General features: G+C 60.8%; 14 protein-coding genes. 4 read left to right on the plus strand and 10 right to left on the minus strand.

The window, feature by feature from the left end; translation table 11 throughout:
* Nucleotides 1-18: 18 nt before the first annotated feature.
* From IF204_RS13280 to IF204_RS13300, 5 genes are read right to left on the minus strand one after another with little or no spacing between them, the layout of a single operon-like run.
* Nucleotides 19-1,398 carry a hypothetical protein gene (locus tag IF204_RS13280; RefSeq protein WP_194097583.1) on the minus strand — a complete coding sequence of 460 codons (1,380 nt, stop codon included), beginning with the start codon at nt 1,396-1,398 and terminating at the stop codon, nt 19-21.
* A gap of 38 nt (nt 1,399-1,436) precedes the next feature.
* Nucleotides 1,437-2,306, minus strand: a complete 870-nt coding sequence (motA, locus tag IF204_RS13285; RefSeq protein ID WP_194097584.1) for a flagellar motor stator protein MotA — start codon at nt 2,304-2,306, stop codon at nt 1,437-1,439.
* Between the two features lie 48 nt (nt 2,307-2,354).
* Nucleotides 2,355-2,903, minus strand: a complete 549-nt coding sequence (locus tag IF204_RS13290) for a MotE family protein (protein WP_194097585.1) — start codon at nt 2,901-2,903, stop codon at nt 2,355-2,357.
* The gene (locus tag IF204_RS13295; protein WP_194097586.1) at nt 2,900-3,232 is read right to left on the minus strand and encodes a hypothetical protein; all 333 of its coding nucleotides are present in this window, start codon (nt 3,230-3,232) and stop codon (nt 2,900-2,902) included. Before IF204_RS13295 ends, IF204_RS13290 begins: the two co-directional genes overlap by 4 nt.
* Before the next feature lie 3 nt (nt 3,233-3,235).
* Nucleotides 3,236-3,673, minus strand: coding sequence for a flagellar basal body-associated FliL family protein (locus tag IF204_RS13300; protein ID WP_194097587.1), 438 nt, complete (start codon nt 3,671-3,673; stop codon nt 3,236-3,238).
* A gap of 111 nt (nt 3,674-3,784) precedes the next feature.
* Here IF204_RS13300 and fliF point away from each other — a divergent pair, with 111 nt between their 5' ends.
* From fliF to fliP, 4 genes are read left to right on the plus strand one after another with little or no spacing between them, the layout of a single operon-like run.
* The gene (gene fliF / locus IF204_RS13305) at nt 3,785-5,233 is read left to right on the plus strand and encodes a flagellar basal-body MS-ring/collar protein FliF (protein WP_228069492.1); all 1,449 of its coding nucleotides are present in this window, start codon (nt 3,785-3,787) and stop codon (nt 5,231-5,233) included.
* Complete coding sequence (locus IF204_RS13310; protein ID WP_194097589.1) at nt 5,230-5,790, plus strand: hypothetical protein; 561 nt, start codon at nt 5,230-5,232, stop codon at nt 5,788-5,790. The genes fliF and IF204_RS13310 overlap by 4 nt, the downstream gene beginning before the upstream one ends.
* Nucleotides 5,783-6,058 carry a FliM/FliN family flagellar motor switch protein gene (locus tag IF204_RS13315; RefSeq protein WP_194097590.1) on the plus strand — a complete coding sequence of 92 codons (276 nt, stop codon included), beginning with the start codon at nt 5,783-5,785 and terminating at the stop codon, nt 6,056-6,058. Before IF204_RS13310 ends, IF204_RS13315 begins: the two co-directional genes overlap by 8 nt.
* Nucleotides 6,055-6,765 carry a flagellar type III secretion system pore protein FliP gene (gene fliP / locus IF204_RS13320; protein WP_194097591.1) on the plus strand — a complete coding sequence of 237 codons (711 nt, stop codon included), beginning with the start codon at nt 6,055-6,057 and terminating at the stop codon, nt 6,763-6,765. The genes IF204_RS13315 and fliP overlap by 4 nt, the downstream gene beginning before the upstream one ends.
* Here the strand turns inward: fliP and IF204_RS13325 are convergent.
* The 5 genes from IF204_RS13325 to IF204_RS13345 are packed head-to-tail and all read right to left on the minus strand — an operon-like array spanning nt 6,762 to nt 12,399.
* Nucleotides 6,762-7,859 (minus strand): flagellar basal body P-ring protein FlgI, encoded by a 1,098-nt coding sequence (locus IF204_RS13325; RefSeq protein WP_194097592.1) that lies wholly within the window; start codon nt 7,857-7,859, stop codon nt 6,762-6,764. The two genes, fliP and IF204_RS13325, sit on opposite strands and share 4 nt — an antisense overlap.
* The gene (locus tag IF204_RS13330) at nt 7,859-8,845 is read right to left on the minus strand and encodes a flagellin (RefSeq protein ID WP_194097593.1); all 987 of its coding nucleotides are present in this window, start codon (nt 8,843-8,845) and stop codon (nt 7,859-7,861) included. The genes IF204_RS13325 and IF204_RS13330 overlap by 1 nt, the downstream gene beginning before the upstream one ends.
* 2 nt (nt 8,846-8,847) lie before the next feature.
* A complete protein-coding gene (gene flgK / locus IF204_RS13335; protein WP_194097594.1) occupies nt 8,848-10,251 on the minus strand; it encodes a flagellar hook-associated protein FlgK in 1,404 nt (467 codons plus the stop codon).
* A 3-nt stretch (nt 10,252-10,254) separates the two neighbouring features.
* Nucleotides 10,255-11,556, minus strand: a complete 1,302-nt coding sequence (locus tag IF204_RS13340) for a flagellar hook protein FlgE (protein ID WP_194097595.1) — start codon at nt 11,554-11,556, stop codon at nt 10,255-10,257.
* Nucleotides 11,557-11,616: 60 nt separating this feature from the next.
* Nucleotides 11,617-12,399 carry an OmpA/MotB family protein gene (locus tag IF204_RS13345; RefSeq protein ID WP_194097596.1) on the minus strand — a complete coding sequence of 261 codons (783 nt, stop codon included), beginning with the start codon at nt 12,397-12,399 and terminating at the stop codon, nt 11,617-11,619.
* Between the last annotated feature and the right edge of the window lie 187 nt (nt 12,400-12,586).

A 12,586-nucleotide genomic window follows, 5' to 3' on the forward strand; every position in this document is an offset into this window, starting at 1 on the left:
ACGCTAATGCCCAAAGGTTTACAATTCGTTTGCGGCGGCAAACCCCATGCGATGAAGGCGCTCGTTGATAAGGCCCTGAAGGGGCGGCGGGAGGTCTTTGATCGTAAGCGCAACTGTGAGGAACTCGGCGTCGTCAGCGGTTTCGACGAGGGTTCGGACGATGTCGGGGAGTGCCGCGTCAGGGGCAATGTCGAAAGCCTGAGCATAGAGGCCCGACTGACTGGCAAGTTCCGCTAGCTGACTGATCTTCTCGCCATATTCGGGGGCACGCCGGATGGTGAAGGCATAAGCCGCGATCGCCTCGAAGTCTCGGACCGATATCTGAGGCTTAGTCGCGAAGAAAAGGTCGAAGGCTTCACCCGCTTGTTCGCTATCTAGTGCGGCTAGCAACAGTGACTTTGCCCCTGAAAAATCTCCTAGACCGAGCGCGAGTCTTGCGTGGGCCAGCTTTGTCGGCTCGGGCGTCATCGCGATAATCGCGGCAGTAGCGGAAAGGTCTTGAGCCGCGATCAAGCGGACGATCAGGCGGTCGCCAAGCGCGTTGCGCAGGTCCGGCGGCAGGCTCCGAAACGTACGCTGGATGGCTGCGGGGTCAGTGATTTGCGCACCGGACGCAGCCGCCCAAAGATGACCGATGTCGCCGCAGGATGACTGGGTGGTGAGAGAGCTATGACCGGTCAGCAGTGCGGTGATGATGGATCGGGTCGCAGGACTTGTGGCCAAAGACTCCGCCTCTTCAGGCAGTCCGTAGTAGAGGTAGGTTCTGGCGAGTGCCTCGCGTGCGTCATCGTTCAGGCTATCGAACCCTTCGGCCATGCGCGATATCGCGTCTTCCATGTCAGCCTGAAACTCGCCCGTTCCCCAAGTCGCGACATCAAGGGCGTCGGCAGGCAAGCAACCTGTGCGATCCATCTCAAGGTCAGTGCGGGTTCCAAAGGCATCCTGATAAGTAATCCCGGCTGAGTTGGGGGCGGATTTCAGGTCAGTGAGTGGATCAATGAACGCAGCCGACGCTGCGCGAGCGATATTCGCGGCGAAAATCTGTTGCTGCATGGGTGGCAATTCGAGCGGCACCGGTCGTTGCTCGACCACAATCGGTAGGGTGATCGCAGCAGGCTCGCGGATGTCGATGATGAGATTACCGTCCTCTGTGTCAGCGAACGCCTGACAGTGACACCCAAGGGTGAGGTAAAGCGTGCCCTCTCCGCTCACTGCGGTTAAACGCGTGCGGTCGATGCGGGTGAAAATCTCGCGGGTGTCAAAGTCGCTGCCCACAACGGTGAGTTCGTAGTTTCGGCCCCGACTGACCAGATCCCATTTCCGTGCGCCGATTGGAATGACCAGCCGCGTGAAAGCGCCGTGCTCGCCGCTCCAAACAGGGAGTGTGTCGGCATTCACTGAGACCCCACAACACACCAGCAATAGCCAAAGCCACCTCATGCGGCTTCCTGCTTGAGGGTGCGGAGGGCCTCGTCAACTTCATTGAATTCGGGTCGCGCATGGCTAGGGACGTTCTGACGGCCAACCTCAATGCAGATATTCGGGGCGTGATTGTGGAGGTTGGCGACGAGCACCTCCCGAATCAGCTGATAAAAATGACCATCCTCCGCGACGACCTGTTTGAGGCGCGCGGCAAAGGGGCCGATCAGCCCGTAAGCGAGAAAGACGCCGAGGAATGTGCCGACGAGCGCGCCGCCGATCATTTCGCCAAGAATTTCAGGCGGTTTGTCGATAGAGCCCATCGTCTTGATCACCCCGAGCACCGCCGCGACGATGCCCAAAGCGGGCAGCGCGTCGGCTACGGATTGCAGCGCGTGGGTGGAGTGCTCGGCATCGTGGCGCGCGGTCTCCATCCGCTTATCCAGCACCTCTTCGACCTGATGCGGGTCGTCATAATTCATAGAGGCGGAGCGGAAGGTATCGCAGATAAGGGCCACGGCCTCGCCGTCGGCCAAAATCTTGGGATAGCGGGCAAAAATCGGCGAATCCTGCGGGGTCTCGATATGCGACTCCAAAGCGACGGGGCCAGCACGGCCGACGCGGATCAGCTCGTAGAGCAGGCAGAGCAAATCGCGGTAGTCAGCGTGCTTCCAATGCGGGCCCTTGAACACTTTGGCCACATCGCGCGCCGTGTGCTTGATGCCGGAGAGGTCGTTCGACAGCACAAATGCCCCAAGCCCTGCGCCGCCGATCATGATCATCTCGTAAGGCAACGAATGGAGGATGATCTCCAGATGGCCACCGGCGAGCGTGTAGCCGCCGAAAACCATGACGAAGATCAGGACAATGCCGACAACACCAATCATAGAATCACACCCGTTATGAACTCGGGGATATGAGTGGCACAGCAGGGGTTAAGGACGTGTAAGCGCCTCATCCACCGTGACATTGGTGAAGCGACCCGCGAGCACAGCAGAGATTGTGTAGGCGGTTTCGGGGGACATGCCCGACATGATCGCAGCGGCGGCATCGGGGCGCATCCGCGCAAGGAAACCGGCGGCAAAATCGGGGTCCATCGCGGTGAATAGCGCGGTCGCGTCACGCGGTTTCATGTTCTGATAGACCTCCGTCAGCCGCGCAAGGTCGTTTTCCACCGCGTTGTCAGCGAGGTTCAGCATGTCCTCAAGGCTGGCCTTGGTCGCCTCCATTTCAGCGATGTGGGCGGTGAGTGCTTCTTCCTCTTCGGCGATCTCGCGGGCGCGGGTGTTCAGGATATCCTCCCGCTGATCAAGGCGGTCACTGCGGTCGTTCAGCGCGGCTAGCACTTCGGGCGTGGTATCAACGCAAGTCTCTACTTCGTCCGCGAGAACAGCTGGAATTTGAATACCGCCCGACAGCCGCAAAGCGCCCGAGCCGATCAGGAGAATCGACAACGCAAGCAAGAGCCGAGGGGAGCGTTTCATTGATGATGCCCCGAGAAAAACGCGCTCATCGGTTTTTTTGGTTGCTCCGGCAGATCGTGCATCGAGGCAAGCAGCAGCTCAAGGCGAGACGCCGCTGCCTCCGCCCGCTGGCTGACGTCCGACAGGCGGTCGACGCTATCTTTGGCCGAAACGCGGGCGTTCTGGAGGGCGGTCGTCATCTCGTCCACCTGCCCCGACAGCACCGCCACTGCGCCACCGACGCCTTTGCGCAGATCTGTGAGTTTTTGCAGCCGCCGCGCGAGGACGTGGCAGTAGATACCGGCGCCGAATGCACCGAGGGTGAGCAGAATATCAGCAATCAAATCCATGACTTAATCCAATACAAATTCCATAATCAGCACGCTCTTGACGGCACTTTCGCCAGTTACGAGCCGCGCCCGGTGGAGGAGATGGGAGCGCAGTTTTTCGAGGATTACAGGGTCTTCGAAGTCGGACGGATGCACCGCCCTGAGAAAGCTGTTGAAGATATCGACAATGCGGGGCGACATCGCCTCGACCTCAGCGCGGGCTTCGGGTGCGACTTCGAGCTGGGCGGTGAAACGCAGGTGTTTGCCATCCGGCAAAGAGACGATCAGCGGGTCGACGGGCACAAAAGCCACGCCAATGTCATGGCTTTGCGCGCCATGGCCGCCGCCGAATTCCGGCAGCATCCCGGCTGTGGCCGCATAACCACCCGCCCCGCCGATGAGCGCGAGCACGGCACCGATAACGAGCGGCTTTTTGTTCGATGACTGCGCAGTGTCAGGCATGGTCAGCTCCCTTCTGGATCGAAGCTGTTCTACGACAGCAGTCACTAACCGATTGTTAAGACTGATCTGCAAAATTCGCCTTGAATGAACCGGAGGCGAGCCGTGGACAGAATGTCGGCGATCAAAGAAAAACTGGGCGAACACCGCAAATGGGTGGCCATCGGCGCCGCAGGTTTGGTGTTCCTACTGATTCTCGCGATGGCGCGCGGTGTCGCGCAGCCCGAGATGTCGGTGCTCTATTCCGGCCTTGATGATGCTGCCGCAGGCGAGGTCATCGCTTCGCTGGAAACACAAGGCACGCCCTACGATGTGCGCGGCGGGACGATCTACGTGCCGAAAGAGGATCGCGATATGCTGCGTATGCGGCTCGCGGGTGAGGGACTGCCGAAAGCGGGCACACAAGGCTACGAACTGCTCGATACGCTGAAAGGGTTCGCGACGACCTCCCAGATGTTCGACGTCGCCTATTGGCGCGCGAAAGAGGGCGAGCTGGCCCGCACCATCGTCGCCATGCCGCAGGTCGAAGCCGCGCGGGTCCATATCTCTGTCGGTGAGGCGCGGCCATTCGCCCAGGACGTTTCGGCCACTGCTGCGGTGACGGTCACAACACGCGGCGGTGCGCTCAATGCGCGGCAGGTGCAGGCGCTGCGGTATCTGGTCTCCTCGGCCGTGCGGCAACTGTCGCCCGACGACGTGGCCATTATCGACGGCACGACGGGTTTGGTGTCTGGGCAGGACGATACGCCGGCCTCCGATACGCAGGCGGACAATCTGCGGGCGAAGGTCCAACGGCTACTCGACGCGCATCTCGGCTACGGTAACGCTGTGGTCGAACTGACGCTGGATACGGTGCTCGAAAGCGAATCGATTACCGAGCGGCGGATCGATCCCGAAAGCCGCGTTGCGATCAGCAGTGACGTGCAGGAAACGATCACGTCGAGCCAGGATAGCGGAAACGCGCAGGTCACGATTGCGTCTGACCTGCCTGATGGCGATGCGGGGCAGAACTCCAGCTCTGCCAGCGAAACCAACGAAACGCGCACGCTCACCAATTTCGAGCTATCGGAAACCACCCGCGAGGTGATCCGCGCCCCCGGTGCGATCAAGCGGATGACGGTCGCGGTTCTGGTGAACAGCGCCGATCCAAGTGCGGAGGATATGGAGGCACTGGAGGCACTCGTCGCCTCTGCCGTGGGATACAATGCAGGCCGCGGCGATGTGATCACACTCCGCGCCATGACGTTCGAAGAGGTGCCCAAGGTTGGCACTCTGGTGAGCGATACGGCCAACGCATTCGACCCGATGAGGCTCGCGCAGATTGGCATTTTATCCGTGGTTGCGCTGATTTTGGGTCTATTTGTGGTGCGCCCGGCCTTGGTCCAGAAGTCCCTACCCGCCCCTGCGCCTGCGATCCCTCTCGCCCCGCCGCCCGAAGTCGACTTGGGCGATATTCCCGATGCGCCGGTCGACAAGCTCAAGCAGTTGATGGGGGAGCGGCATGATGAAAGCCTCAAGATGCTCCAGCACTGGATCGAGCGCCCTGAGGGTGCCCGCACATGACGCTCTCGGCCCTCCTCCGTGATTTCGACCCATCCGCGCCAGATGCGCCCAAGCAGCCCAGCGCCGATTTTCAGACCGGCTTTGAGGCGGGATATGCGGCAGCGCAGGCCGAGGCAGAGCGCAAACATAACCGCTTAAGCGACGAGTTGGTTGTCGCGCTGTCCGACCTCGGTTTCGGCTACAACGAAGCGCGCCGCCATATCGTCCGCTCGCTTGCGCCGTTTATGGACGCGTTCATCGGACAGATGATGCCCGCGATGCTGGGCGAAGCCTTCGCGGCGCACGTGGTGTCTGCTCTGCTCGACCAAGCTGATGTCGCGGTCAGCGCGCCCATTCCTGTGATGGTTCATCCCGAAAACGTGGAGCGGCTAACCGCATTCGCGGCCAAAGCGCCGCTGCCGCTCGATATCCGCGGGGACCCGCAACTTGGCCTGAATGAGGCGCGCTGGACCATGAACGATCAACTGACCGCCTTTGACCTCACCCCGCTTGCAGAGTGCGTCACCAATTCCGTTGCGACAATTTTCGACGAAAACGAAAGGAAAGCTCATGGCTGAACCGCTTTTTACCGACCATCCCCTCCGCTCTGTTCCGCTTGAAATTACAGTCTCGGTCGGCCACGCCCGCCCGAAGGTCAGCGAACTGCTGCGACTGGCCGAGAATGACGTGCTGGCGCTTGACCGCCGCCTAGACGATCCTGTCGAGCTCTATATCGGCGAGCGTCTGATCGCGCGGGGCGAACTGCATCAGCTCGAAGGTGGAGAGGCCGGTCAGCTTGGTGTGCGCCTGACCGAGGTCGCGCAAATGGACGGCCATCAAGTATGAGGTGGGTCTGGGGCGCGCTGCTGATACTGATTGCGGTTCCCGCGCAGGCCCAAGGGCTCGAAGACCTCGGCGCGTCGATCTCCTCCCAGACGTTGCAGCTGATCGCGCTGCTGACGGTCCTCAGCCTCGCGCCAGGGATTGCCGTGATGATCACCTGTTTTCCGTTCATTGTGACGGTGCTGTCGATCCTCCGCCAAGCGATCGGCTTGCAGCAGGCCCCGCCCAACATGCTGATCATCAGCTTGGCGCTATTTCTGACCTATTACGTTATGGAGCCCGTGTTTGCCGCCGCGTGGAACGCTGGCATCGCGGACATCATTGACGGCACTATTCCGCTGGAACAGGGTCTAAACCTTGCTTCAGCGCCGTTTCGCACGTTCATGATCGGTCGTCTTGATCCGGATACGTTTTTCGCCCTCGCCGATCTGCGGTCGGACGTGCCGACCAGCGTAACGCCGGACTCCGCGCCGTTCTCAATCATCGTGCCATCTTTCATGCTGAGTGAAATCGCGCGGGCCTTCCAAATCGGGTTTCTGGTTTTCCTACCATTTCTCATCATCGACCTCGTCGTGTCGGCCATTCTGATGTCGATGGGCATGATGATGGTGCCGCCGGCAATGGTCTCCTTGCCGTTCAAGCTGGCGTTTTTCGTAGTGGCGGATGGATGGAGCCTGATCGCGGGAAGCCTCGTGCGCAGCTATTTCTAGCGGATGACAAATTCGGCGTGGAGCGCGCCGGCTGCTTTGATGCTTTTCAGGATATCGATCATGTCGTGGGTCGCAACGCCCAGTGCATTAAGACCCGCGACGACCTCGGACAGGTTGGTGCCATCCGCGACTTCGGCAAGGCCGGTGCCCGATTCCTCGATCGAGGCATTGGTGCGCGGCAGCGTCACGGTTTCACCTGGCGCAAAGGGGTTCGGCTGGGACACCACCGGCGTTTCTTCGATGCGGAGGGTCAGGTTGCCCTGGCTCACCGCAACGCGGCTGATGCGGACGTCTTCACCCATCACAATCGTGCCGGAGCGCTGATCGACAACGACGCGGGCGCGCTGCTCGGGCTCGACAAGGATGTTCTCGATGCGGCTCATGGCGTGGGCGGGCGAATGCGCGTGGGTCGCGTCGATGTCGATATAGACCGTGCCCGCGTCGAGCATGACGGCGACGGGGCCATTGAAGCTCTGGTTGATCGCGGTCTCGATCCGCCCCGCCGTGGTGAAATCAGGCGTACGAAGCGCCAGTCGCATTTCGGTCAGGCCCGCAAAATTGAAGTCGACCTCGCGTTCGACGATGGCGCCTGCCGGAATGACACCGGAGGTCGGCACACCTTGGGTCACGCTTGCGGCCTCCCCTTCGACCGTGATGCCGCCGGCGATGATGGTCCCCTGCGCCACGGCATAGATGAAGCCGTCGGCGGCGTTCAGCGGCGTCATGATCAACGTACCGCCCATGAGACTGCGGGCGTCGCCAATCGCCGAAACAGTCACGTCGATCGGGCTACCCGCGCGCGAAAACGGCGGCAGGCTGGCGGTCACCAGCACGGCGGCCACATTGCGCGGGCGGAACTGTTCACCCGTCACATTGACGCCCAGCCGTTCGAGGGTGGAGGCCATGATTTCTTCGGTAAACGGCGAATTGCGCAGGCCGTCACCCGTGCCGTTCAGGCCGACAACTAGGCCATACCCGACCAGTTCGTTGCTCCGCACACCGTCGAATTCCACGAGGTCCTTGAGCCGCACGGGGCTCGCTTCGATATGGGGAGCGGCGATAACGAGGGCGGCTGCGATGAAGAAAGCACGCATCAGATGAACCTCGACAATGTCAGACCCGCGAGGCGCGCGGTCAGGGTGTAGTGCATTTCCAGCCTCGTTTGCAGGTCGGAAAGCTTTGTAGCGGTCTCGAACGGGTCGACGCTGACGATATCGTTGCGCGCAATGGTCAGGCTGGTCCGCTGGGCTTCGAGGAAGGCGATGGACTGGCTGGTCCGCTCTTCGGCGAGGCCGGTCTGCCCACGCAGCGCCGCGAGCCCGCTACCCGCATCAAGCAAGGTCGCGCCGCCTGATTGCATCAACGTTGTGGTGCCCGCGTGATCAAAGCCGAGCTCGGGCGCGAGCGCGCCGAGCAGCGCGCCCTTTAGCATATCTTTGATGCCTTCGTGGTCGGCACGAGCGGCGATGGTCACCTCGACATCCGCGTCAACTTTGCGCGTGGTATGCGGGCCGGTGTCGCCGAGGTACACGGCGCCAAACCCCGCAGGATCGTCAAACCAAGCGTCCAGCGCGACGATAGCGCCTGCCGGATCGGTCGCAGCGGACATCGCGAGTTTCGCACTCGCCATTATCGCCGACGGATCCGCAATCGCCGCGCCCTGCGCTGTTCCGGCGAACAGCGACTGCCCCGCGAATTGAGTGTTCAGCGTGTTTACCATCGCCCCGAACGCAGTGGTCGCGTGGTCCGCGGCAAGGTTCACATCTTGCGCGGTCGAGTTCGCATTGATGGCGATCAGCGACTCAGCGGTTGCACCGCGTTCGGCCTCAAGATGCTCCAAGGCAATTTGAACCGTTGACAGGAATTGGCCTGTCTTCTGGGCGCCCGACACGTAAGCCTCGGATATCTTTAGAAGGCTGTTGATTGCCACAAGCTCGGGCGCGGTATTGCCGGCCTTCCGGGCGACATCCCGCGCCTCGCCAGTGGTGATTTCCTGCGTCAGGACATTCATTTCCTGCCGCATCAACGTGTTATGGCGCTGGCTGACAAAGGAACGGGCGAGATCACCGATGGAGTTCATGGTCATATCTCCAGCAAGCGTGCGAACATTTCATCGATGATCCCGATGACCTTCGCGTTCGCCGCGTATGATTTTTCGATCTGCAAGAGCGCCTGTATTTCCGCGTCGGTATCGACGCCGTTCGCAAGCTCGGCCTCTTTCAGCGCGGTTTGGGTAGCGACGGAGAAAGTCGCGGTGTCTTCGGCCCTCAGCCGCGCGGTCGAGGCGCTCGTGATAAAGTTCGCCGCATGTCCGGCAGCGGATTGTGGGCTACCGCCCACCGACGCCCTCGGTTCATTCAGCGCGTCGATCCACGCGTCGATCTGGGTGTTGTCGCCAGCAGGTCCGGCGGTAGCGGCAGCGATGCCATCGCGGAGGCGCCAAGGCTCTGCCGATAGGGCACTATGCAAGCTGATCCGGCTCGCCAAACCCACAGTATCATTCGGATCATGCAGCCCGCCACTGTCCGTCAAAAGCGACGGCTGACCGGCCGCGATCGTGGGATCAGCCTCTGCAAATCGGCCAATTAGATCAGCGGCCAATGCGTCGAGATCAGAGTGCGCTTGCACCAGCGTTTCGTCGCGCATTTTCAGCTGCGTGCCCAGCGCCCCATCACCCAAGCGGCTGCCGATATCACGCCCACCGATGGTGATGCCTGACAGAGCGCCGGACGCCAGCGTCATGTCGGCGGCGATAGTTGAGGTCTTGGTAAAAGCCACCTCGCGCGCCTTGCCATCAAGCAGCGAAGTCCCGCTCGGCATCATCAGGGCGACCTGCCCGCCGTCACGGCTGAGTTGGCGGATCGGCACGATTTCGGCAATCTGGTCGATGACCTGCTGGCGCTGGTCCTGAAGCGCGGTGGTATCGCCGCCGCGGCTCTGCGAACGGGTGATCGAACCGTTGAGTTCCTCGACCTGTTTCAGCGCGATATTCAGCCGCTCGACCGCGTCGCCAATGGCATGGTCGACACGTGATCTGAGCGTCTGAATACCAGCCGACTGCGTGTGAAAAGCAGTGGTGAGGTCAGAAAGGCTCTGCGCCACGGCACCGATCTGTAGCTCGGACGAAGGGTCCGCGCTCGCGGCTATAAACTTCGTTTCTAAATCAGCCAATTTCGCGGAGATCGAGGTTTCGCTGTCGATACCACCGATTACCAACTCAAGCCGCTTCAGAGCCTCATGACGGACCTGCGCGCCCGCGGCATTCGTATCTGCGCTGCGGCGATCGGCGAGCAACGCATCGTCCACCGTTCGCGTCACGCCAGCCGCTCGAACGCCGCCGCGCACGACATCCGATGCGACCTCGAGATCACGTTTTGCGTAACCGGGCGTGGCGGCGTTGGCGATGTTGCCGGAACTGACCTCGGCACGTTTGGCCGAGATCGTCATGCCCGACAGCGCGTTATTCAGCGAATGTGTGAGGCTCATGGCTTAGCGTTTGATGTTCGTGGTTTCCTGCAACATTTCGTCCACTGTCTGGATAACCTTGGCATTGGACGAATAGGCGCGCTGGGTCTGGATGAGCTCGGTCAACTCACCCGCCACATCGGTCGTCGATTCCTCACGCGCATAGCTCACAACGTCTCCGGTCCCGCCATCACCCGCATCCCAGAGGAAGAACGAACCGCTGTCGGGGGTCATCTGATAGCTTTGATAATCAAGCGATTCCAGTCCGTTGACGTTCGTCACATCGACCAGCGGGATCTGGTAAATGACCCGCGTGATACCGATGTCGAAGGACGCGCTGACGTAGCCGTTCGAGTCGACGGAAATGGAGGTCATGTTGCCCACCGGCGTGCCGTTTTTATCGACCGAAACGGGTTTAAAAGCATCGGAAAGCTGCGTCAGGCCAGCCCCCGAACCGATCAGGCCGAGGTTGATATCCATCGGGCCGCCGTCGACGTTCACCGTGATGTAGCCATTCGTCGGGTCATAAGCGCCGCCGGACACCCCTGTCACACTACTGAGCGTACCGCCAAGGCCGCGCGTATCATCGAAGGTCAGGTCGTACTCGCCGATCACCGCTCCACCGAGCGCGCTATCATGCACAACCATGCGCCACGCGTTCGAAGAGCCGCTGGGGGGAACGTTTGGGACGAATTGGATGTTCAGGGTCTCCGACTTGCCGAGGTTGTCGAAATATTCGACCGAAAGCTCCTCTATCGCGCCATCGGACATGTGGTTAGTTGAAGTCGCGGGGAGGTTCAGCGCGAGGTCGATATAGGTCGTGGCTTCGCCTGCGAACTGGTTAGAGTTGATGCGCACAGCCTCCAGCCCATCGGCGGTATCGCGGGGATAGGTCGGGATCGTGCCGTCGGCGCTCGCGGGCCATCCCATGAGCACGAGGCCGGAACTGGTCGTCAGGAAGCCGCGATCATCGGTGCGGAAAGACCCCGTGGTCGTCAGCATCATCGGGTGATCGCCGTTTTCCACGTTCAACGCAGCGGCGGGAGAGACGGGCAACATACCGCGCCCACGCACCGCGAGGTCGGTGGCATTTGCGGTGGACACCAGTGAGCCACTCTCGTCGATCAGCCGCATATTTGTGGTGCGCACGCCGCCGGCAGTGTAACTACCCGCGCCGCTGTCGATGACCATCGAATGAAAGTCGGTCACCGCCCGCTTGTATCCGTAAGTCGATGAATTCGCGATATTATCCGAAATAGCGGCGAGGCGCGTCGCGTTGGCCGCCAGACCGGCGACAGAGGCATTGAGCGAGGATGAAATGGTCATGCGGGCCCTTTCTGGATCGGCAATTTTTCCAGAGCCTACGGGTACAAACTTAACACCGCCCTAACGCTGGTCCCGCAGGATGACGATTTCGATCCTGTTGTTTCTGACTGAAGCGAGCATGGGGTCGGCGGGTTCGCGATCGGCATGACCGGTGACGCGCATGAGCCGCGCGGGGTCGGTGCCTGCCGTCTGCATCGACTCCCGCACACGCGAGGCCCGCGCCTGCGAAAGCGCCCAAGCAGGGCTGCTGTCTGGAAGAATGGACAGCGTGGCGACATGCGCCTCTATCGCGATGCCGTTCGGGACAATCTTTGCCGCGCGGCTGACGCCTTCGATCAACTGCTCCAGAATCAGACGCGGCTGCGCGGTGTTACGGTCAAACAGGGGCATGTCAGGCAGATCGAATAGTTCTATCACGAGCCCTTCGTCAGTCACGCGGGTCACGATGTGGCGCAGGGCTGTGTCGGACAACATCGCCTCGCCGCCCTGCCCGACTAGCTGTTCCGCGACGCCATTGAGCGGATTTCCCGCTTCATTTGATAAGGTCAGCCCGCCGGTGCCCGATTGGGCCAATGTCTCGATCCGCTGGATATCCTCGCCGCCGAACAGCCCATCACCGCCCGCAGAGACACGGCTCAGCGGCACCGTCGGAGAGAAATAGTCGGCAATGCCCTTGCGTTGCTGTTCGGTCGTCGCATTGAGCAGCCACATCAGCATGAAGAACGCCATCATAGCAGTCACGAAATCAGCATAAGCGACCTTCCACGCACCGCCGTGATGCCCCTCTGCCGCTATGATTTTCTTGCGCTTGATAATGATTGGCGCGTTATTTCGTACGCCCATGACGCTCTCCCCGGATTGCGGATACAAGCATGGAGAGAACCTGTGTGACCTTAATCACGCATTAAACCGCACGACCTATATAGTTAAAAAGAGTAATAAGTAGCCGACTGCGCTAATTTGATATAGCGTCGATCCCAATAACAATGATGTATTTCTGACCGCCCATGTTCCTTCTTGATTTACCGCG

The organism is Marivivens aquimaris, from assembly GCF_015220045.1.
Lineage (GTDB): Bacteria > Pseudomonadota > Alphaproteobacteria > Rhodobacterales > Rhodobacteraceae > Marivivens > Marivivens aquimaris.

What these genes read in the sequence shown, in the direction of transcription:
- IF204_RS13345 (WP_194097596.1), bottom strand. Translation starts at nt 12,399, where the DNA reads ATGGGCGTACGAAATAACGCGCCAATCATTATCAAGCGCAAGAAAATC.
- flgK (WP_194097594.1), bottom strand. Translation starts at nt 10,251, where the DNA reads ATGAGCCTCACACATTCGCTGAATAACGCGCTGTCGGGCATGACGATC.
- fliF (WP_228069492.1), top strand. Translation starts at nt 3,785, where the DNA reads ATGTCGGCGATCAAAGAAAAACTGGGCGAACACCGCAAATGGGTGGCC.
- IF204_RS13310 (WP_194097589.1), top strand. Translation starts at nt 5,230, where the DNA reads ATGACGCTCTCGGCCCTCCTCCGTGATTTCGACCCATCCGCGCCAGAT.
- IF204_RS13340 (WP_194097595.1), bottom strand. Translation starts at nt 11,556, where the DNA reads ATGACCATTTCATCCTCGCTCAATGCCTCTGTCGCCGGTCTGGCGGCC.
- fliP (WP_194097591.1), top strand. Translation starts at nt 6,055, where the DNA reads ATGAGGTGGGTCTGGGGCGCGCTGCTGATACTGATTGCGGTTCCCGCG.
- IF204_RS13315 (WP_194097590.1), top strand. Translation starts at nt 5,783, where the DNA reads ATGGCTGAACCGCTTTTTACCGACCATCCCCTCCGCTCTGTTCCGCTT.
- IF204_RS13295 (WP_194097586.1), bottom strand. Translation starts at nt 3,232, where the DNA reads ATGGATTTGATTGCTGATATTCTGCTCACCCTCGGTGCATTCGGCGCC.
- IF204_RS13325 (WP_194097592.1), bottom strand. Translation starts at nt 7,859, where the DNA reads ATGCGTGCTTTCTTCATCGCAGCCGCCCTCGTTATCGCCGCTCCCCAT.
- IF204_RS13330 (WP_194097593.1), bottom strand. Translation starts at nt 8,845, where the DNA reads ATGAACTCCATCGGTGATCTCGCCCGTTCCTTTGTCAGCCAGCGCCAT.
- IF204_RS13290 (WP_194097585.1), bottom strand. Translation starts at nt 2,903, where the DNA reads ATGAAACGCTCCCCTCGGCTCTTGCTTGCGTTGTCGATTCTCCTGATC.
- IF204_RS13300 (WP_194097587.1), bottom strand. Translation starts at nt 3,673, where the DNA reads ATGCCTGACACTGCGCAGTCATCGAACAAAAAGCCGCTCGTTATCGGT.
- motA (WP_194097584.1), bottom strand. Translation starts at nt 2,306, where the DNA reads ATGATTGGTGTTGTCGGCATTGTCCTGATCTTCGTCATGGTTTTCGGC.